A 20,135-nucleotide genomic window follows, 5' to 3' on the forward strand; every position below is an offset into this window, starting at 1 on the left:
GTAGGTCGGCTTGTTCGCCGCACCCGGGCGGTAGCCCTCGTAGTCGGTGACCGCGACGGCGTAGCCGGCGCTGATGGAGTCGTTGATGGCGGGCTGGTCGTAGAGGGTGCCGCGCTCGATGGCCTTCGACGGCGTGCACTTGAACGCCGGACCCTGCGTACCCACCGCGTAACCGACAATCGGCGCCTTGGCCGGGTCGGCACCCTTGGGCGTGAAGATGGTTCCGGTGACCGCGTTGCGATCACCCAAGGCGTTCGTGGACAAGTACATGACCTGCCAGGCGTCGGCATTACCCGCGTTCAGCGGCGGGATGGTGGGGCGCCAGCGGATGACGTCGCCGGGCTCGCCTGCGGGCAGCGGGCTCGGCGGCAGGTAGAAGCTGTCGTCGAGCGGACCGGGCTCGGCGGCCGAGGCGCTGACCGGTCCAGTGCCGAGCGGCGCGGCGCTCGCGGGCGACTGGACCGCCCCGGTGACGGCGAGCGTGGCGGTCGCGCCCGCGAGCGCGGCGGCGACGGCCACGACGACGCGCCGTTTCGTCCTGGTCAACAGTGACCTCCGTGGGTATGCGGGAAGCGGTGACAAAAGCACCCTCTCGGCAGGCCGCCGGACAGGTCAACAGGAAACCGGTAATTCTTGGCGGTGTGACAATCACCCACAATCAACTTCGCCGGGAGTGCGCGGGTTGTTCTTGGAAACATCCTCGTACCAAACAGATCGCGCACTACCGGACCGGAGTGCGCACCGCGACTCGAGTGTCCCGACCGGACACCGGGCTCATTCCGGTCAGCGCAGCCGCAGTGCCAGCGCGTGCGTGGTGGCGTCGGCGGCGATCGCGGCGGTGGCGACGGTGTTGGCGTCCACACAGGACTGCGCGACTACCGAGGCGGTGCGCCGCACCACGGCGGCGCTGCGCCCGGTACGCGGGTCGATCACGTGGTGCACCGACCCCCCGGCCCGCCGCCACGCGCGCCGGGTGGTGCTGGAGGTGGCCACCACCCCGCCGAGGGCGATCCGCGACCGGGGCGCGCACTCGGCGGTGCGGTGGTCGTCGCCCACGGCGACCTGCCTGCCGCCGACCGGGGCGCGGCCAGGAGCGGCGTACAGCCGGGAGACCTCGGAGTCCGGCCGGAACTGGCTGCACGCCAGGTCGACCTCGGCGAGGTGGGCGCGCGGCAGCGCGGTGGCGGTGCGCAGCCGGGCGGGGTCGGTGACCACCGGCACGGCGGTCGTGCCCCACACCGGGAACTCGGCGCGCGGTGACGACCCCGGAACCGGCGTGCGGACTGCCTGTACCTGGTCTCGTCCATCTCGTCGTCTCCGTGGTCCTGACGACGATTCCTATTGGGTCTTTGACGAACCTGTGAGCAGACCCGGAACCCCTAGGCAGGACGCGGGGGCAGCGGGACCGGCAGGGCGGGGAGGCCGTCGAGGCTGGTCGGGACGTGCGGCTTGGCCGCGCAGTAGGCGCCGAACTCCTCGTCGGTCTTGCGGCCGAAGTAGTCCGCGTGCAGCGTGCGCTCCTCGCGGTAGTCGAGGAACGGGACGGCGTAGCCGCAGGTGTCGCTGATGCGGTCGGCGGTGACGAAGAACAGCGGCTGCCGCTCGATGAAATCGCGGAGCCTGCCGTCGATGCGCTCGTAGGTTTTCCCCATTGCGCGATTATGCTGCCGGGCGTGGCAGGCAGGTGGTGGAAACCGCGCACGGCTCGACCACCGGCGCACGCGGGAGCGGGCACGGCTCGGCGGATGCTCACAGATCCGAAACACACGGGCCCCCACTCGGCAACGTTGCCCGCCGACCATGGACGCATGGACACCACCGCCTCCCCCGGAGCGACCCGTCCCGGCACGCCCACGACGTGGCGGCTGCGGGTCCGGCTCGACGACCGACCGGGCGCGCTGGCCCGGATGACGACCCGGCTCGCCGCCCGCGACTGCAACGTCCTGGGCCTGTCGGTGCTGCCCGTCCCCGGCGGCGTCGTCGACGAGATCGTGGTGAGCACCCCACCGGGCACCGCCCCCTCCCGGCTGATCGACGAGATCCGGGCCGAGGGCGGACGGTGCGTGGGGATCACCCGGGCCGACATGCACCAGGTGGTGGACCGCACCACGGCGGCGCTGCGCGCGGCGGGCGCCGCGCTGCGCGACCCGTCGAGCACCCCGGAGTCCGTGCGCGCACTGCTCGGCGCCGACTCGGTGACCACCACCGACACCGACACCGCCGCGGGCACCGACGAGGGCGGGCACCGCGCGGTGCTGCGCCTCGGTGACGGGACCACGCTGGTGGCCCGCCGCGGCTGGGCGCCGTTCACCGAGGTGGAACTGGCCAGGGCCACCGCGCTCGGCGAGGTGCTGACCGCGGGTGAGGTGGCCGCCGGGTCACCGTCGGCGGTCATCACCAGCACCGGCGCGGGTGTCGTCCTGCGCGCGGGCACCCCGGAGGACGCCGAGGCGGTCGCCGCCCTGCACGCCCGCTGCTCGGCGCAGACGCTGTTCGCCCGCTACCACGCGGGCCTGCGCACGCTCCCCCGCCGCTGGCTGCACCGGCTGCTGCAACCGCCGCGCGGGACGACGCTGCTGGCGCTGTGCGGCACGCGGGTGATCGGCATGGCGCAGCTCATCCGCACCAACGACCCGGCCGAGGCGGAGATCTCGGTGCTGGTGGAGGACAGCTGGCAGCGCACCGGCCTGGGCTCGGCGATGATCGGCAGGCTCGGCGCGGTGGCCAGGGGGGCGGGGCACCGGCGGATGATCGCGTGGTGCCTGCCGTCGGAGGTGGGGTTCGAGCGGGCGGCGATGTCGTCGGGGTTGCCGGTGTCGGTGCGGCGGGAGGACGACATGGTCCGGGTGGCGTTGGCGGTGGGGGCGGATCGCGTGCAGGAGGCGCGCGTGAGCCGTTGAGCCCTTGCCGGGATCGCCGCTCGGGATGGACCCGCCTGGCGTGGTTCGCAAGCCGGGTTTCGGGACATGCCCGGCGGGCGGTTTCGGGGGTCGCGTGACGGGGTTCGGGTGCTCGGTCCGCTTCGCGGAGGGGGTGCCGTGATCCGCCGGGGAACTGACTCTCGGTAAGTTGACCCTGTCGCTGGTACCTACTCCGAAGTAACATGGGTGCTCCGTCGAACCGAGGAGCGTTTCATGTCCGTCGTCGCGCCAGCCAACACCATCGGTGCCGTCCGGGGGGCTCCGGCCTCGGCCAGGGCTGCCGAGTTGACCGCGCGGGCGGTGTCGGGTGCCGAACCGACGACGGTGCAGATGGTGGCGCCGTTCACCGGTGAGCCCATCACCAGCCTGCCGCAGATCGCCGACGCCGACGTGCGGCAGGCGTTCGCGCGGGCGCGGGAGGCGCAGGCGCGGTGGGCGGCCACCCCGGTGGCCGAGCGGGCGAAGGTGTTCCTGCGGCTGCACGACCTGATCCTGGCCAACCAGGACGAGGCGCTGGACCTGATGCAGGTGGAGACCGGCAAGTCCCGGCTCGACGCCTACGACGAGATCGCCGTGACCGCCATGGCCGCGGCCTACTACGGCCGCAAGGCGGCGAAGCTGCTCGCGCCCAAGCGCAAGGCGGGGGCGCTGCCGGTGCTGACCAGGACCACCGAGGTGCGCCACCCCAAGGGCGTGGTGTCGATGATCTCACCGTGGAACTACCCGCTGGCGCTGACCGGCCTCGACGCCATCCCGGCGCTGATCGCGGGGAACGCGCTGGTGCAGAAGCCGGACAACCAGACCGCGCTGACCGCGCTGTGGATCCAGGAGCTGGCCGGGAAGGCCGGGCTGCCCGACGGCCTGTGGCAGATCGTGCTCGGTCGCGGGTCCAAGATCGGCAACGCGCTGCTGGAGGAGGCCGACTACCTGGCCTTCACCGGTTCCACCGACACCGGCAAGGGCCTGGCCGCGCGCGCGGCGGCGCTGCTGACCAGCTACTCGATGGAGCTGGGCGGCAAGAACCCGATGATCGTGCTGCCCGACGCCGACATCGACAAGGCCGCCGCGGGGGCGACCACCGCGTGCTTCTCCTCCGCCGGGCAGTTGTGCGTGTCCGTGGAGCGCATCTACGTGCACGAGAGCATCCGCGAGTCGTTCACCCAGGCGTTCGTCAACCGCACCAGGGCCATGCGGCTGGGCACCGAGCTGGGCTACAACGTCGACATGGGCTCGCTGACGTCCACCGAGCAGTTGGCGACGATCTCCAAGCACGTCGACGACGCCGTGGGCAAGGGCGCGACCGTGCTCGCGGGCGGCAAGGCCCGCCCGGACCTGGGTCCGATGTTCTACGAGCCGACCGTCCTCACCGACGTCACCGAGGACATGCTGCTGTTCCGCGAGGAGACCTTCGGGCCGGTCGTGGCCATCTACGGCTACACCGACACCGACGAGGCCGTCGTCCGGGCCAACGACACCCGCTACGGCCTCAACGCCAGCGTGTGGACCCGGGACACCGCGGCCGGTGAGCGGGTGGCCGCGCGCATCCACGCGGGCACGGTCAACGTCAACGACGGCTTCGGCGCCGCGTTCGCCTCGGTCGACGCCCCGATGGGCGGCATGGGCGAGTCCGGCGTGGGCAGGCGCAACGGCAGCGAGGGCCTGCTCAAGTACACCGAGGCGCAGACGATCGCCACCCAGCGCGGCATCCCGCTGCGCCCGGGCCGGGCCATCCCGTCGCGGGCCTGGACCGCCGGGCTCACCGTGGGCCTGCGCGCGCTCAAGCGCTTGCCCCGCTGACGCTCCCGGGGCCGGGGAACGGTTTCCCGGCCCCGGCACCGCTCGTCACCGCGAGGACCCGGTGGGCACCGCCGGGTGCTGGTGGAGGTCCCGTCCCCGGGGCCGGGGCCACCGGGGCGGGGTCGCGTGGGGTGGGTACGGGGCCACGGCCGCGACCGTGGCCCCGCCATCGACATCAGGCCGGGACCGGGGTGCTGTCGATCACCCCGGTCGGGTGGTGCGCGGCCCGCCTCAGCGGGTCCTGAGCGCGCCGCCCTTCACCAGACCGAGGAACTCGGCCCATTCGATGTCCGCGAACGCCAGGTGACCGGACTCGGTGTTCTTCGAGTCCCGCACCGCTGCGCCGCTTCTGCCGACCGCGAGCTCCACGCAGTCATTACCTCCACCGCTGTGGCTGCTCTTGCGCCATTCGGCGCCTGCCAGGTCAGAAACGGTCACGCCCCACTCCTCTCGTCATTCACGAACCACGGACGAGCCGATCGGCCATCCGCGAGACCATGTCGACGGTGTTCTCGGGGTCCAACGCCGCCGCGCGCAAATGGTCGAAGATCAACGTGTACCGGTGGACGTCGGACGCCTCTTCGAGATAGACGCCGGACATGGAGTTCTCGACGTAGACGACATCGGGATCCGCCTGTTCCGGGAAACCCAGAATGAGGAACGGAGCCTCCATGCCCGCGTGCGCCCCGGCCCCGAAGGGGACCACCTGCAGCGTCACGTTGGGCATGGCCGCCGCCTCGACGAGCCGGGTCAGCTGCGCGTGCATGACCTCGGGCCCACCTGTCACGCGGTGAAGCACGGCCTCGTCGAGGACCGCCCAGTACTCGGGCGGCTGGGATTCGGTCAGCAGGCGCTGACGCGCCATCCTGCCCTGCACCCGCCTCTCGATCTCGGCCGTTTCGACACCCGGGCGCACGGCCCGGATGACGGCTCTGGTGTAGTCCTCGGTCTGCAACAGCCCGGGGACGAGCAGCGCCTGGTGGGTGTGCAGGGAAGCCGCCTCCGCCTCCAGGCCGACGAACGAGCCGGTGAACACCTCGTTGTAGGCGTGCCACCAGCCCTTCTGCCTGGCCTCCCTGGCCAGTTGGACCAGGGCTTCGCGCCGGTCCTCCTCGATGCCGTACAGCTCGAGCATGTCCCGCACGTCGCGCGGGGTGACCCCGACCGTGCCGGTCTCGATGCGGCTGATCTTCGACGCCGAGCACTCGAGCTTCTCGCCGACCTCGTCGATGGTCAGCGCCGCCGCCTCGCGGAACCGGCGCAACTCGCTGGCGAGCCTGCGGCGGCGGACCGTCGGGCTGTGCCCTCGAACCACCTCGTCCACCTCTCTCTGCCCACTCCGCCGACCACCCGTCGACGACCGCGGTCCTGGGCCAGTGTCAGTGCTGATCACGGGGAAGCACAAGGCGACTTCCACCGCGTCGGAGCTTGAGCATGTTAGTGGCCAACTGTGACCACCCCGCCTATCACCCGATCGTGTATTGCAACTTGCAAAATGCTCTTAGCAGGCCGCAAGCTGCATATCCACGACGGTTTTCCCGGCCCCCGGACGCCGTTATACGAAGACATCGGCCGGCCCCGTCGAGCACTTGAGCCTTGAGGTACACCTAAACGGGAGGCGGCCGCTGATGGAGTCGACGTTCGGGCACCTGGAGGCCTCCCTCCGGGGCTACCTGGCGGAGATCAGCAGCCGCGCCGAGACCGGCCGCGGCGTGACCGACCTGGCCCGACTGGAACTGCCGCGGCTGGTGAGCGCCCTGCGCGCCCTGCTGGCCGACCACCAACCGGACGTCGACGGCCGCTGCCCCACCTGCCGCACCCGGCTGTTCACCCGGGCACCCGCCCCCTGCCGCGCCTACCTGACCACGCACCTGTGCCTGCTGGCGGTGGAGGAGGAGCCCGTGGAAGTCGCGCACACCGCCTACGCCAGGCACCTGATCACGTGAGCACCTGACGACCACTCCCACTCACACCCCCCAGACCCCGGGGCGCGAGGCCACCCCCCACCCCTCCCCCGCGCTCCGGCGGCACCGGCGTCCCGCCGCGAACGGGACAGCCGGTCAGGCGGCGGGACCGAACCTCCCCGAGGGTTCGGTCCCGCCGCCCCACACTTCCGGGAACCGCTAGTCGAGAATGCGGAGCACGCCCTCCTGCACGACCGTGGCGACGAGGGTGCCGTCCTGGGTGAAGAAGCGGCCGGTGGCCAGGCCGCGCCCGCCCGAGGCGCTGGGTGAGGCGCAGTCGTAGAGGACCCACTCGTCGGCGCGGAAGGGGCGGTGGAACCACATGGCGTGGTCCAGGCTGGCACCGAGGACGTTGTCGGTGCCCCAGTAGACGCCGTGCCGGGCCAGGATCGAGTCCAGCAGGGTCATGTCCGAGGCGTAGGCCAGGACGCAGACGTGCAGCAGCGGGTCGTCGGGCAGTTCGCCGTCGGCCCGCATCCAGACCTGGTTGCGGGCGTCCCGGGGGCCGGTTTCCCGGGAGACCCAGGCGGGTTCGGTGACGTAGCGGACGTCGATGGGCCGGGGGCGGGTGGTGATGTTGGCGAACTTGGCCTTCAGCTCCTCGGTCACCAGCTCGCCCTGCGTCGGCAGGTCCTCCGGGGCGGGGACGACCGGCATCGGCTCCGCGTGCTCGACCCCCGCCTCGAGAAGCTGGAACGACGCCGACAGCGCGAAGATCGGCTTGCCGTGCTGCACCGCGACCACCCGCCGGGTGGTGAACGAGCGGCCGTCGCGGATGCGGTCGACCTCGTAGACGATCGGGACGCTCGGGTCGCCGGGGCGGATGAAGTAGGCGTGCAGCGAGTGCACCCCGCGCTCCGGGGGCACCGTGCGGCCCGCGGCCACCAGCGCCTGCCCGGCCACCTGGCCGCCGAAGACGCGCAGCGAGGACTGCTTGGGGCTGACCCCGCGGAAGATGTCCTCCTCGATCCTCTCCAGGTCCAGCAGCGCCACCAGCCGGTCCAGCACCGGCTGCCCGTGGGGCACCCCGTCGGCGGCGCGCGGCGCCTCGACGGGGATGCCCGCGGTGGCGGCGATCCTGGCTGCCTCGGTCATCCGAACCTCCTGCGGGAACCGGCGGAGGCCGCTACGCGTGGTCCTCTTCGCCCAACCGGTGAACGCGGATGAGGTTAGTCGAGCCGACCGTGCCGGGCGGGGAGCCCGCGACGATGACCACCAGGTCACCCGGCTGGTAGCGGCCGATGGACAGCATCGAGTGGTCGACCAGCCGGACCATCCGGTCGGTGGAGTCGACCTCGTGCACCAGGAAGGTCTCGGTGCCCCAGGTCAACGCGAGCTGGCTGCGCACCTCCGGCTCCGGGGTGAAGGCCAGCAGCGGCAGGTGGGTGTGCAGCCGGGCCAGCCGCTTGATGGTGTCGCCGGACTGGGTGAAGGCGACCAGGGCCTTGGCGTTGAGGCGCTCGCCGATGTCGCGGGCGGCGTAGGACAGCACGCCGCGCTTGGTGCGCGGGACGTGGGTCAGCGGCGGCACCGTCGGCATGTCGGTCTCGACCGCCTCGATGATGCGGCCCATGGTCTGCACGGACTCGATGGCGTAGCGGCCGACGCTGGTCTCCCCGGAGAGCATCAGCGCGTCGGCGCCGTCGAGGACGGCGTTGGCCACGTCGGAGGCCTCGGCCCGGGTGGGCCGGGAGTTGTTGATCATCGAGTCGAGCATCTGGGTGGCCACGATGACCGGCTTGGCGTTCTCCCTGGCGATCTGGATGGCCCGCTTCTGCACCAGCGGCACCTGCTCCAGCGGCAGTTCCACGCCCAGGTCGCCGCGGGCGACCATGACCCCGTCGAAGGCCAGCACGATGGCCTCCAGGTTGTCCACCGCCTCGGGCTTCTCCAGCTTGGCGATGACCGGCAGCCTGCGCGGGCCCACCCGGTCCATCACCTGGTGCACCAGGTCGATGTCGGCCGGGGAGCGCACGAACGACAGGGCGATGAAGTCGACGCCCAGTTGCAGCGCGAACTCCAGGTCCTCGATGTCCTTCTCCGACAGCGCGGGCACCGAGACGTCCATGCCCGGCAGCGACAGGCCTTTGTTGTTGGAGACCGGGCCGCCCTCGGTGACCTCGCAGACCACGTCCTGGCCCTCGACGGCGGTGACCACCAGGCCCACCTTGCCGTCGTCGATCAGCAGCCGGTCGCCCGGCTTGGCGTCGTTCGCCAGCCCCTTGTACGTGGTGGAGACCCGGTCGTGGGTGCCCGCGACGTCCTCGACGGTGATGCGCACGACGTCGCCGTCGCGCCACTCCACCGGACCACCGGCGAAGGTGCCCAGCCGGATCTTGGGGCCCTGCAGGTCGGCCAGGATGCCCACGGCGCGACCGGAGCTGTCGCTGGCCTGGCGAATCAGGTCGTAGACCTGCTTGTGGTCGCTGTGGGCGCCGTGGCTGAAGTTCATCCTGGCCACGTCCATGCCCGCTGCCACCAGGTCGCGCACCCGCTCCGGGGTCGCGGTGGCTGGGCCCATGGTGCACACGATCTTCGCTCGTCGGCTCACATCGAGACAGGGTAACCCCGTCCCCTTGACCGATCCCGAAGTACCGGTGGGTAACCGTCGACCGGACACCAGAAGTTGCCCGAACCGCTACCCGCGGGGGTGACGGCGGTCGCGGTGGGCCGGTTCAGCGGCGGGGCTTCTCGCTGACGCCGACGTGGTCGCGGGCCCACTCGTTGAACGGGCGCAGCTCGCGCCAGGCCGTGCGGACCCGGTCCAGGCAGCCGGGCTCGTGCAGCACGTCGTCGGGTTCCCAGACCTTGGCGACGAACAGCGAGCGGTGCCGCAGCAGGTCGATGCGGGGGTGGTCCCGGTCGACGCCGCGCGGGTTGGTCTTGAGCCGGTCGCCGCGGGTGGACCAGCCCGCGCGCTGCAACCGCGCCAGGATGCCGACCAGCACCTCGCCGTGGATGTCCTCGGCGACCGCGGTGCGGAAGCGGGCGAGCTGGTCGGATTGCAGGTGGTAGCAGCCGCCGCCGACGTACAGGCCCGCCGGGCCGACCTCGACGTAGTAGGCGCCCGCACCGCGGCCGTGCTCGATCACCGCGCCGCAGTGGCCCTTGTACGGCCGCTTGTCCTTGGCGAAGCGGACGTCGCGGTACGGGCGGAACACCTTGGGGGTGCCGCCGTCGGCGAACTCCTGCTCCAGCTCGCCGATGAGGGCCACCATGGGCGCGCGCACGTCGGTGTCGTAGGTGGACCGGTTCGCGTCCCAGTAGGTCTTGGAGTTGTCGGCGACGAGGCCGTCGAAGAAGTCGATCGCGTACTCGCCGAACCCGGTGAACCGCTCGCTCACACCCGCTCCGCGGCGGTGAGGTCGTGCCTGCGCAGCAGTTCGGCGGCCAGGCCGGGGTCCGGGTCGTAGGTGACCTCGTCGACGGTCCCGATGAGCCGGACCGGGCTGATGGCGTTGGTGGCGAAGGCCGCGGCGAAGTCGGACAGCTCCTCGGCGCGCACCGGGCGCACCTCCGAGGCCCGCCCGGCCCGGGCCAGGCCACTCTGGATCAGGCCCATCGAGACACCCGGCAGCACCGGCGCGCTCGGCCACACCACGGTGCCCCCGGCGGTCACGAAGCCGACGTTCCAGGTGGACCCCTCGCTGATCTGCCCGTCGCGGTCGACGAACAGCACGTCGTCGAACCCGGCCATCCTGGCCAGCCTGCGCTGGTAGAACAGGCCGAACGTGCCGACGTGCTTCACCTGCGGCAGGTCCCGCTGGTAGCCGGCGGTGCGCACCCGCAGCGGCCCGTCCGCCTCGGCGGGCACCGGGGACGTGGAGACGATCACCCTGGGCTCCACCGGCGCCTCGGGCGCGCGCGGGTCGAGGTCGGGGGCGACCACCGTCACGCGCACGGCGGCGGGTTCGTCGACGCCCTCCAGCGCGGCGCGGACGGCAGCGCGGACGGTGTCCTCGGGCAGGCCCCGACCGAACACCACCCAGCAGTCGCGGTCGAGCCGCTCCAGGTGCCGGGCCAGGCCGCGCACCCGGCCCGCCGCGACCAGCATGGACGTGTAGTGCCCGTAGCCGAGCTTGGTCAGCGGCACTGTTTCCTGGGTGGTGAGTTCCGTGCTCATCGGGGGCAGTTTCGCACGTCACCGGGTGGGGGCGGGGACCGGCACTGAGCCCGCCCCGCCGCCCTCCGACCTACCGCACCGCCAGCGGGAGCGCGGTCGGGTGCACCGGCGAGGGGAGCTGCGAGGCGCCCATCAGGAACACGTCCACCGCGTGCGCGACCGACCGGCCCTCGGCGATCGCCCAGACCAGCAGCGACGCGCCCCGGTGGGCATCGCCGCAGACGAAGACGCCGGGGCTCTGGGTCTGCCAGTCCGGGCCGCAGGACAGGGTGCCCCGGGGGGTGAGGGACAGGCCGAGGCCGTCGAGCAGCGGCATGTGCTCCACGCCCTCGAAGCCGATGGCCAGCAGCACCAGGTCGGCCGGGACGACCTCGACGTCGTCGCCGACCGGGACGACCTCGCGCAGGCCGGTTTCCGGGTCGCGGCGGACCTTCACCTCGCGCAGTTGGACCGAGGTGAGGTTGCCGTCCGCGTCGCCGACGAAGCGTTCGACGGCGACGGCGAACTTGCGGTCGCCCGCTTCCTCGTGGGCCGGGTAGGTGCGCAGGATGACCGGCCAGACCGGCCACGGGGAGCGCTCGTCGTCGCGGGTCCCCGGGGGCTTGGGGTACTGGTCGAGCTGGGTGACCGAGGCGGCGCCCTGCCGGACGGCGGTGCCGTAGCAGTCGGCGCCGGTGTCGCCGCCGCCGATGACGATGACGTGCTTGTCCCTGGCGTCGATCGTGGTGGGGCCGTCGCCCTCGCACTCGCGGTTGGCGGGCACCAGGTGCTCCATCGCCAGGTGCACGCCCTTGAGTTCCCGGCCGGGCACGTCGGGGGCGTCGCGACCGCGCAGGGCGCCCACGGCGAGCACGACCGCGTCGTACTCCGCGCGCAGGGTCTCCACCGACACCGAGCCGGACCCGGTGCCGCCGACCTCGCAGCCGGTGACGAACCGGGTGCCCTCGGCGCGGAGCTGCGCGAGCCGCCGGTCGAGGACCTTCTTCTCCATCTTGAACTCGGGGATGCCGTAGCGCAGCAGGCCGCCGAGGCGGTCGTCGCGCTCGAACACGGTGACCTCGTGCCCGGCGCGGGTGAGCTGCTGGGCGGCGGCGAGCCCGGCCGGGCCGGACCCGACCACGGCGACCCGCTTGCCGGTGGACACCCCTGGGCTGACCGCCTGGTTGTAGCCGCGCTCCCAGGACACGTCGGCGATGGTGTTCTCGACGCGCTTGATGGTGACCGCGCCGCCCGCCTCCGGGGAGATGGCCAGCACGCAGGCGGCCTCGCACGGCGCCGGGCACAGCCGACCGGTGAACTCGGGGAAGTTGTTGGTCGCGTGCAGCCGGTCGGCGGCAAGCGACCAGTCGCCGCGGCGGACCAGGTCGTTCCACTCGGGGATGAGGTTGCCCAGCGGGCAGCCCGCGGTCCCGCTGTGGCAGAACGGGATGCCGCAGTCCATGCACCGGGTGGCCTGCTCGCGCACCTGCCCGTCGCGGACGTCGGCGTCGAGGTCGCGGTAGACCTCGTTCCAGTCACCGACCCGCTCCTCCACCGGCCGCTTGGCCGCGTCGGCACGGGCGACCTTGAGGAAGCCGTTCGGGTCAGCCACGGAACACCTCCGAACCGGCGGCCGTCCGGACAAGCCGGGGACGATGCCGGGCGGGGACGAGGGGGTGGGGGGCGGGAGGAGTGATACAGCAGTCAGCCACGGGATGCCTCCATGATCGCGGCGTCTACATCGCGGCCTTCGGCGCGGGCGAGCCGCATCGCCTCCAGCACGCGCTGGTAGTCGCGCGGCATGACCTTGGCGAAGGCCGCCGCGCGCCGGGTCCAGTCGCCCAGCAGCGAGGCCGCGACCGGGGAGCCGGTGAGGTCGTGGTGGGCCTGCACGGTCTCGCGCAGCCACTTGAGGTCGTCGTCGGTGGGGCGCTGGATCTCCACCATGTCCCGGTTGACCCGCTTGGGGTCGAGGTCGAGGACGTAGGCGATGCCGCCGGACATGCCCGCGGCCAGGTTGCGCCCGGTCGGGCCGAGCACCACCGCGCGCCCGCCGGTCATGTACTCGAAGGCGTGGTCGCCCACCCCTTCGGCGACGATGACCGCGCCGGAGTTGCGCACCCCGAACCGCTCCCCCACCATGCCGCGCAGGAACACCTCGCCGCCGGTGGCGCCGTAGGCGATGACGTTGCCCGCGATGACCTGCTTCTCCGCGGCGAAGGTGGCCTCCGGGTGCGGGCGCACCACGATGCGCCCGCCGGAGAGGCCCTTGCCGACGTAGTCGTTGGCGTCGCCGACCATCTCGATGGTGACGCCCCGGGGCAGGAACGCGCCCAGCGACTGCCCGGCCGACCCGGTGAGGGTGACCCGGATGGTGTCGCGGGGCAGCCCGTCGCCGCCGTAGCGGCGGGTGACCTCCGAGCCGAGCAGCGTGCCGACGGTGCGGTTGACGTTGCGGACGGGCAGTTCCAGCCGCACCGGGTGCGCGTCCTCCAGCGCCGCCTCGGCGAGCTGGACCATGGTGCGGTCCAGCGCCTCGGCCAGGCCGTGGTCCTGGGCGCGGATGCGCCGCCGGGCGGCGCCGTAGGGCGATTCCGGGACGGCGAACACCGGGGTCAGGTCCAGGCCCTGGGCCTTCCAGTGGGTCACCGCGTCGTCGGTGTCGAGCAGCTCGGCGTGGCCGATGGCGTCGTCGAGGGTGCGGAAGCCCAGCGCGGCCAGGTGTTCGCGCACCTCCTGGGCCACGAACCGGAAGTAGTTGACGATGTGCTCGGCCTGGCCGGTGAACCGCTGGCGCAGCAACGGGTTCTGCGTGGCCACGCCCACCGGGCAGGTGTCGAGGTGGCACACCCGCATCATCACGCAACCGGCGACGATCAGCGGCGCGGTGGCGAAGCCGTACTCCTCGGCGCCGAGGAGGGCGGCCACGACCACGTCGCGGCCGGTCTTCATCGCGCCGTCGACCTGCACGGTGATCCGGTCGCGCAGGCCGTTGAGCACGAGCGTCTGCTGGGTCTCGGCCAGGCCGATCTCCCACGGGGTGCCCGCGTGCTTGAGCGAGTTCATCGGGGAGGCGCCGGTGCCGCCGTCGTGCCCGGAGATGAGCACCACGTCGGCGTGGGCCTTGGACACCCCGGCCGCGACCGTGCCCACGCCCAGCTCGCTGACCAGCTTCACGTGCACGCGGGCGTGCTCGTTGGCGTTCTTGAGGTCGTGGATGAGCTGGGCCAAGTCCTCGATGGAGTAGATGTCGTGGTGCGGCGGCGGGGAGATCAGGCCCACCCCGGCGGTGGAGTGCCGGGTGCGGGCGATCCACGGGTAGACCTTGTTCGGCGGGAGCTGCCCGCCCTCGCCGGGCTTGGCGCCCTGGGCCATCTTGATCTGGATGTCGTCGGCGTTGACCAGGTACTCGCTGGTGACGCCGAAGCGGCCGGAGGCGACCTGCTTGATCGCGGAGCGGCGGCGCGGGTCGTAGAGGCGCTCGGGGTCCTCGCCGCCCTCGCCGGTGTTGGACCGGCCGCCGATCATGTTCATCGCGATCGCCAGCGTCTCGTGCGCCTCGGCGGAGATGGAGCCGTAGGACATCGCCCCGGTGTTGAACCGCGTGAGGATGTCCTCGACCGGCTCGACCTCCTCGACCGGGACCGGCGGGCGGTCCCCGGTGCGCAGCGCGAACATCCCGCGCAGCGCGCCGCCCTCGCGGTTGAGCCGCTCGACCTCGGCGGTGTACTGGCGGTAGACGTCCTCGCGGCCGGTGCGGGTGGCGTGCTGGAGCAGGAAGACCGTCTCCGGGTCGAACAGGTGCAGCTCGCCCTCGCGCCGGTAGGCGTACTCGCCGCCCACCTCCAGGCGGCGGTGCACGCGCTCGGTGGGGTTCTCCGGGTGCGCGCGGCGGTGGCGGGCGGCGACCTCGGTGGCGATCACGTCGAGGCCGACGCCGCCGAGCTTGGAGCCGGTGCCGGTGAAGTACTCGTCGAGCAGGTCCTTGGCCAGGCCGAGGGACTCGAAGACCTGGGCGCCGGTGTAGGCCCCGACGGTGGAGATGCCCATCTTGGACATGATCTTGAGCACGCCCTTGACCAGGGCCTGCACGTAGTTGCGCACCGCCCGGTGCCGCTCGACGCCGGTGATCGAGCCCTGGGCGATGAGGTCCTCGATGGTCTCGAACGCCAGGTACGGGTTGACCGCCGCGGCGCCGTAGCCCAGCAGCAGCGCCACGTGGTGCACCTCGCGGGCGTCGCCGGACTCCACGACCAGCGCGACCCGCAGCCGCTCCTTGGTGCGCACCAGGTGGTGGTGCACGGCCGAGACCAGCAGCAGCGACGGGATGGGGGCCATCCGGTGGTCGGAGTCGCGGTCGGACAGCACCAGCGTGCGCGCGCCCGCCGCGATCGCCTCCGACGCCTCGCGGCGCACCCGTTCGAGGGCCGCGGCGAGCGCCGCGCCGCCGCCGGTGACCTCGTAGAGTCCGCTGAGGACGGTGCAGGCGAAGCCGGGCAGGTCGCCGTCGTCGTTGACGTGGATGAGCTTGGCCAGCTCGTCGTTGTCGATGACCGGGTACGGAAGCTGGATGTGGCGGCAGGACGCCGGGCCGGGGTCGAGCAGGTTCTGCTCCGGGCCCATGATCCGCTGCACCGAGGTGATGATCTCCTCGCGGATGGCGTCCAGCGGCGGGTTGGTGACCTGGGCGAAGTTCTGCTTGAAGTACTCGTAGAACAGCCGCGACCGCTGCGAGAGCACCGCGGGCGGGGTGTCGGTGCCCATCGAGCCGATCGGCTCGGCGCCGGTGACCGCCATCGGCGTCAGCAGGACCTTCAGCTCCTCCTCGGTGTAGCCGAAGGTGAGCTGGCGGCGCAGCACCGACTCGTGCGTCTGCACGACGTGCTCGCGGCCGGGCAGGTCGGCGAGCGTGAGCAGCCCGGCGTGCAGCCACTCCCCGTAGGGCTTCTCGGCGGCCAGCGCGGACTTGACCTCGTCGTCGTCGACGAGCCGACCGGCCTTGGTGTCCACGAGGAACATCCGGCCCGGCCGCAGCCTGCCCTTGGCGATCACCCGGTCCGGGGGCACGTCGAGGACACCGGTCTCGCTGGCCAGCACCACCCGGTCGTCGGCCAGCCGCCACCAGCGCGCCGGGCGCAGCCCGTTGCGGTCGAGCACGGCGCCGACGAGGGTGCCGTCGGTGAAGGTGACGCACGCCGGGCCGTCCCAGGTCTCCATCAGCCCAGAGTGGAACTGGTAGAAGGCCCGCCGCGCCGGGTCCATGGTGCGGTGGTTCTCCCACGCCTCCGGGATCATCATCAGCACCGCGTGCGGCAGGCTGCGCCCGCCCAGGTGCAGCAGTTCCAGCACCTCGTCGAAGGACGCGGAGTCCGAACCGGACGGGTCCACCACCGGGTAGAGCCGGTTGAGGTCGCCACTGATCAGGTCCGAGGCCAGCAGCGCCTCGCGGGCGCGCATCCGGTTGCGGTTGCCGCGGACGGTGTTGATCTCGCCGTTGTGCGCGACGTAGCGGAACGGGTGCGCCAGCGGCCACGACGGGAAGGTGTTGGTGGAGAAGCGGGAGTGCACCAGGGCGATGGCGGAGACGAGCCGCTCGTCGGTCAGGTCGGTGAAGAAGGCCGGGACCTGGGCGGTGGTCAGCATTCCCTTGTAGACCATCGTGCGCGACGACAGCGAGGGGAAGTAGGTGCCGCAGCCCTCGGCCACGCTCTCCCGCTCCACCCGCTTGCGCAGGCAGAACGCCAGCCGGTCCAGCGCCACCCCGGTCACGGCCGGGGTGTCGCCGGTCGAGTCGTCGGGGCGGGCGGTCAGGAACGGCATGGCGAAGTGCGGCATGACCCCGCGCGCGGTCGGCCCGATGCCCGCGGCGTCGGGCGTGGTCGGCACCTCGCGCCAGCCCAGCACCGCCAGCCCCTCCTCGGCGGCGATCCGCTCGACCAGCGCGACGGCCTTGGCGCGCTCGTCGGCGTCGGTGGGCAGGAAGGCCAGGCCGGTGGCGTAGCCGAGGTCCCCGTCGGGGTCCGGCTCGGGCAGGGCGAAGCCAACCTCGGCGCGCAGCAGCGCGTCGGGGAGCTGCACCAGGATGCCCGCGCCGTCACCGCTGGTGGGCTCCGAGCCCGCGGCGCCGCGGTGCTCCAGGTTGGCCAGCGCGGTGAGCGCGTCGGTGACGATCCCGTGCGAACGCCTGCCCAGGATGTCGGCCACCATGGCGACACCGCAGGCGTCGTGCTCCGCGGCCGGGTCGTACAGGCCTTGGGTGCGCGGCAGGGCGGAGAAGATCATGTGCGGGGGTCCTCCTTCGACGTCACGCGCTCAGGTCGGGCGGTGCCAGGGGCGGGGGGGTGATGCCTCGGCGGCGGTGCCAGGGGTCTGGGCACGGGACGGCGGCGGCCCGCGGGGGATGCTCCGAGCTTAACAGTCCTGAAACGAACAAGAAACCGTCGTCACACCCGGATGGCCGCGTGGGGAAGACGCGACTGGTCGCGGCCCCCGCACGCGGGTGACCGCACCCCGGTGAGCATAGCCCAGGGGGCAGACGGCGGCCTCCGCACGCGAAGCGCTTGCGGCTGCTAGCGTCCAGCGATCGTGACCATTCGACGCGCGGGTGTCGCGCTCCTGCTGACCGCGCTGTGCACGACCCTGGCAACGGCGGGTTGCGCCACCCGGGAACCCGAGCCTGTTTCGCCTTCTACCGCCCCGGCCGCCGCCTTCCCGGTGACCGTGACCCCGCCGGGCGGTGCGCCGCTGACCCTCGACGAGCGTCCCGACCGGATCGTGTCGCTGTCGTCCACGGCCACCGAGAGCCTGTTCGCGCTGGGGGCCGGGCCGCAGGTGGTCGCCGTGGACGACCAGTCGGACTTCCCGGCCGAGGCGCCGCGCACCGACCTGTCCGGACTGACGCCGAACGTCGAGGCCATCGCGGCGAAGACCCCGGACCTGGTGGTGGCCTCCGGCGACCCCGGCGGCCTGGTCTCCGGGCTGGCCAAGGTCGAGATCCCGGTGCTGGTGCTGGCCGCGGCCACCACGCTCGACGACGTCTACGCCCAACTGGATGTCCTGGGCAAGGCCACCGGACACCCCGCCGACGACCTGGTGACCCGGATGCGCGCCGACATCGACGAGGTGGTCCGCGACACGCCGAAGAAGGCGGTCGCCTACTACCACGAGCTCGACACCGAGCTGTACTCCGTGACGTCGAAGACCTTCGTCGGCCAGGTGTACGGCCTCTTCGGACTGACCAACATCGCCGACGCCGCCGACACGACCGGCAGCGGCTACCCGCAACTGTCCGCCGAGTACGTGATCAAGGCGAACCCGGCGCTGGTGTTCCTGGCCGACGGGCAGTGCTGCGGGCAGAGCGCGCAGACCGTCGCCGCCCGGCCGGGCTGGTCCACGGTGGACGCGGTGCGCGCCGGGCGCGTCGTCGCGCTCGACGACGACATCGCCTCCCGCTGGGGACCGCGGGTGGTCGACCTGGTCCGGGTCGTCGCCGACGCGGTGGCGAAGGCCTGACCCCTTGTCCCGATCCCGGCTCACCCCCGGCGTCCTGGTCGTCGCCGTGGCCGCGCTGGTGGCGGTGGTGTGCGTGGCGACCCTGCTCGGCGCCGCCGAACTGGGCTGGAGCCGGGTCGTCGCCGAGGTGTGGGCGCAGTTGACCGGCGGCGTGTCGCCGCTGTCGGAGCGCGAGGCGGCGATCGTGTGGCAGGTCCGGGTGCCGAGGGTGCTGCTGGCCGGGCTGGTCGGGGCGGCGCTGGCGGTGTCCGGCGCGGCGTTCCAGGGCGTGTTCCGCAACCCGCTGGCCGACCCGTACCTGCTCGGCGCCGCCGCGGGCGCGGGCCTGGCGGCGACGCTGGTGGTCATCGCCGCCCCCGGGGTCACCGGGTGGGTCGTCGGCCCGCTGCCGCTGGCGGCGTTCGCGGGCGCCCTGGGCGGGGTCGGGCTCACCTGGGCGCTGGGCCGGTCCGCGGGCGGCGGGACGGCGGTGCTGCTGCTGTCGGGGGTGGCGGTGGCGGCCTTCCTCACCGCGGTGCAGACCTTCGCGCAGCAGTTGGACACCGACACGATCAAGCAGGTCTACACCTGGATGCTCGGCGGGCTGAACACCAGCGGCTGGCACGAGGTGCTGCTGACGCTGCCGTACCTGGCCGTCGCCGCGGTGGTGCTGTGCCTGTGCGCGCGGCTGCTCGACGTGCTGGCCCTCGGTGACGAGGAGGCGGCGTCGCTGGGGGTGCGGCCGGGGCGGGTGCGGCTGGTGGTGCTGCTCGCCGCCTCGCTGGCCACCGCGGCGGCGGTCGCGGTCAGCGGGCTGATCGGGTTCGTGGGGATCGTGGTGCCGCACGTGGTGCGGCTGCTCGCGGGCGCCGGGCACCGGGTCGTGGTGCCGCTGTCGCTGGTGGGCGGGGCGGTGTTCCTGATCGTGTGCGACCAGGTGGCGCGGACGGTGGTGGCCCCGGCGGAGCTGCCGCTGGGCGTGATCACCGCGTGCACCGGGGCACCGTTCTTCGCCGTCGTGCTGCGCCGGTACCGGGGGCGGGTCCGGTGACCGGGCTGCGGCTGCGCGACGTGGCGGCCGGGTACGGCGGTGCCCCGGTGGTCGCCGGGGTGACGGTGGACGTGCCCGCCGGGAGCTGGCTGGCGGTGGTGGGGCCGAACGGCGCGGGCAAGTCGACGCTGCTCAAGGCCGTGGCAGGACTGGTGCGGCACACCGGGGTGCTGGAGCTGGGCGGCAGGCCCACGGCCGGGATGTCCGCCCGCGAGCGGGCCCGCGCGATCGGCTACGCCCCGCAGGTCGCCGTCGTGCCGGACGGCATGGCGGTGGCGGACTACGTGCTGCTGGGCCGCACCCCGCACCTGGACCCGCTGGCCCGCGAGGGCGCCCGGGACCGGGCGATCGTGGCGGACGTGCTGGACCGCCTCGACCTGGGCCACCTGGCGGGCCGCGAGCTGCGCACCCTGTCCGGCGGTGAGCGCCAGCGCGCGGTGCTGGGCCGGGTGCTGGCCCAGCAGACCCCGGTGCTGCTGCTCGACGAGCCGACCACCGGCCTGGACATCGGGCACGCCCAGTCCCTGCTGGAGCTGGTCGACCGGTTGCGCGCCGAGGACGGCACCACGGTCGTCAGCACCCTGCACGACCTGGTGTTCGCCGCGCAGTACGCCGAGCGGCTGCTGCTGGTGGACCGCGGCGAACCGGTCGCGCAGGGCACCCCGGCGCAGGTGCTCACCGCGGCGACCGTGGCCCGCCACTACGGCGCGGCGGTGGAGGTCGTGCACACCTCGACCGGTCACCCCGCCGTCGTCCCGGCGCGTTCACCCCGCTCGGGCTAACCCGCCACGCCGCACGCTGTCCGGTGT

At 72.8% G+C, this 20,135-nt stretch carries 16 protein-coding genes and 1 pseudogene; 6 read left to right on the forward strand and 11 right to left on the reverse strand.

Features of this window, described 5'->3' with window-relative positions:
• From L6E12_RS29635 to L6E12_RS29645, 3 genes and pseudogenes are all read right to left on the reverse strand, one after another.
• Positions 1–546 (reverse strand): annotated as a pseudogene (locus L6E12_RS29635) (hypothetical protein); the annotation flags it as partial.
• 237 nt (positions 547–783) lie between these two features.
• Positions 784–1,239: an FAD:protein FMN transferase gene (locus L6E12_RS29640; protein WP_236231227.1), complete on the reverse strand. Its 456-nt coding sequence runs from the start codon at positions 1,237–1,239 to the stop codon at positions 784–786.
• 140 nt (positions 1,240–1,379) lie between these two features.
• The gene (locus L6E12_RS29645; protein ID WP_236231228.1) at positions 1,380–1,652 is read right to left on the reverse strand and encodes a hypothetical protein; all 273 of its coding nucleotides are present in this window, start codon (positions 1,650–1,652) and stop codon (positions 1,380–1,382) included.
• A 156-nt stretch (positions 1,653–1,808) separates the two neighbouring features.
• On the opposite strand from L6E12_RS29645, the gene L6E12_RS29650 reads away from it, so the two are divergent.
• Both L6E12_RS29650 and L6E12_RS29655 read left to right on the forward strand, forming a co-directional pair.
• On the forward strand, positions 1,809–2,900 hold the full coding sequence (locus tag L6E12_RS29650) for a GNAT family N-acetyltransferase (protein WP_236231229.1): 1,092 nt from the start codon (positions 1,809–1,811) through the stop codon (positions 2,898–2,900).
• 234 nt (positions 2,901–3,134) lie between these two features.
• Positions 3,135–4,718 carry a succinic semialdehyde dehydrogenase gene (locus L6E12_RS29655; RefSeq protein WP_236231230.1) on the forward strand — a complete coding sequence of 528 codons (1,584 nt, stop codon included), beginning with the start codon at positions 3,135–3,137 and terminating at the stop codon, positions 4,716–4,718.
• Between the two features lie 231 nt (positions 4,719–4,949).
• Here the strand turns inward: L6E12_RS29655 and L6E12_RS29660 are convergent, their stop codons facing one another.
• Entirely contained in the window at positions 4,950–5,156 is a 207-nt protein-coding gene (locus tag L6E12_RS29660) for a DUF397 domain-containing protein (RefSeq protein ID WP_052021239.1), read from the reverse strand.
• 19 nt (positions 5,157–5,175) lie between these two features.
• Complete coding sequence (locus L6E12_RS29665) at positions 5,176–6,033, reverse strand: helix-turn-helix transcriptional regulator (protein ID WP_236231231.1); 858 nt, start codon at positions 6,031–6,033, stop codon at positions 5,176–5,178.
• 313 nt (positions 6,034–6,346) lie between these two features.
• Between L6E12_RS29665 and L6E12_RS29670 the strand changes: the two genes are divergently transcribed.
• Positions 6,347–6,664: a hypothetical protein gene (locus tag L6E12_RS29670; protein ID WP_236231232.1), complete on the forward strand. Its 318-nt coding sequence runs from the start codon at positions 6,347–6,349 to the stop codon at positions 6,662–6,664.
• 177 nt (positions 6,665–6,841) lie between these two features.
• On the opposite strand, the gene tesB is transcribed toward L6E12_RS29670, so the two are convergent.
• From tesB to gltB, 6 genes are all read right to left on the reverse strand, one after another.
• Positions 6,842–7,777 (reverse strand): acyl-CoA thioesterase II, encoded by a 936-nt coding sequence (tesB, locus tag L6E12_RS29675; protein WP_236231233.1) that lies wholly within the window; start codon positions 7,775–7,777, stop codon positions 6,842–6,844.
• Positions 7,778–7,808: 31 nt separating this feature from the next.
• The gene (gene pyk, locus L6E12_RS29680) at positions 7,809–9,233 is read right to left on the reverse strand and encodes a pyruvate kinase (protein WP_236231234.1); all 1,425 of its coding nucleotides are present in this window, start codon (positions 9,231–9,233) and stop codon (positions 7,809–7,811) included.
• Between the two features lie 124 nt (positions 9,234–9,357).
• A complete protein-coding gene (locus L6E12_RS29685; protein WP_236231235.1) occupies positions 9,358–10,026 on the reverse strand; it encodes a DUF2461 domain-containing protein in 669 nt (222 codons plus the stop codon).
• Complete coding sequence (locus tag L6E12_RS29690; protein WP_236231236.1) at positions 10,023–10,805, reverse strand: aminotransferase class IV; 783 nt, start codon at positions 10,803–10,805, stop codon at positions 10,023–10,025. The genes L6E12_RS29685 and L6E12_RS29690 overlap by 4 nt, the downstream gene beginning before the upstream one ends.
• Positions 10,806–10,875: 70 nt before the next feature.
• Positions 10,876–12,396: a glutamate synthase subunit beta gene (locus L6E12_RS29695; protein ID WP_236231237.1), complete on the reverse strand. Its 1,521-nt coding sequence runs from the start codon at positions 12,394–12,396 to the stop codon at positions 10,876–10,878.
• 92 nt (positions 12,397–12,488) lie between these two features.
• Entirely contained in the window at positions 12,489–17,066 is a 4,578-nt protein-coding gene (gene gltB / locus L6E12_RS29700; RefSeq protein ID WP_236231238.1) for a glutamate synthase large subunit, read from the reverse strand.
• Positions 17,067–17,369: 303 nt separating this feature from the next.
• On the opposite strand from gltB, the gene L6E12_RS29705 reads away from it, so the two are divergent.
• Genes L6E12_RS29705 through L6E12_RS29715 form a run of 3 tightly spaced genes read left to right on the forward strand, consistent with a single transcriptional unit; the run spans position 17,370 to position 20,108 of the window.
• Positions 17,370–18,296 carry an ABC transporter substrate-binding protein gene (locus L6E12_RS29705; protein WP_236231239.1) on the forward strand — a complete coding sequence of 309 codons (927 nt, stop codon included), beginning with the start codon at positions 17,370–17,372 and terminating at the stop codon, positions 18,294–18,296.
• A 4-nt stretch (positions 18,297–18,300) separates the two neighbouring features.
• Positions 18,301–19,326, forward strand: a complete 1,026-nt coding sequence (locus L6E12_RS29710) for an iron ABC transporter permease (RefSeq protein WP_236231240.1) — start codon at positions 18,301–18,303, stop codon at positions 19,324–19,326.
• Positions 19,323–20,108: an ABC transporter ATP-binding protein gene (locus L6E12_RS29715; RefSeq protein ID WP_236231241.1), complete on the forward strand. Its 786-nt coding sequence runs from the start codon at positions 19,323–19,325 to the stop codon at positions 20,106–20,108. The genes L6E12_RS29710 and L6E12_RS29715 overlap by 4 nt, the downstream gene beginning before the upstream one ends.
• Positions 20,109–20,135 lie beyond the last annotated feature (27 nt).

This window comes from Actinokineospora sp. PR83, assembly GCF_021056305.1.
GTDB lineage: Bacteria > Actinomycetota > Actinomycetes > Mycobacteriales > Pseudonocardiaceae > Actinokineospora > Actinokineospora spheciospongiae.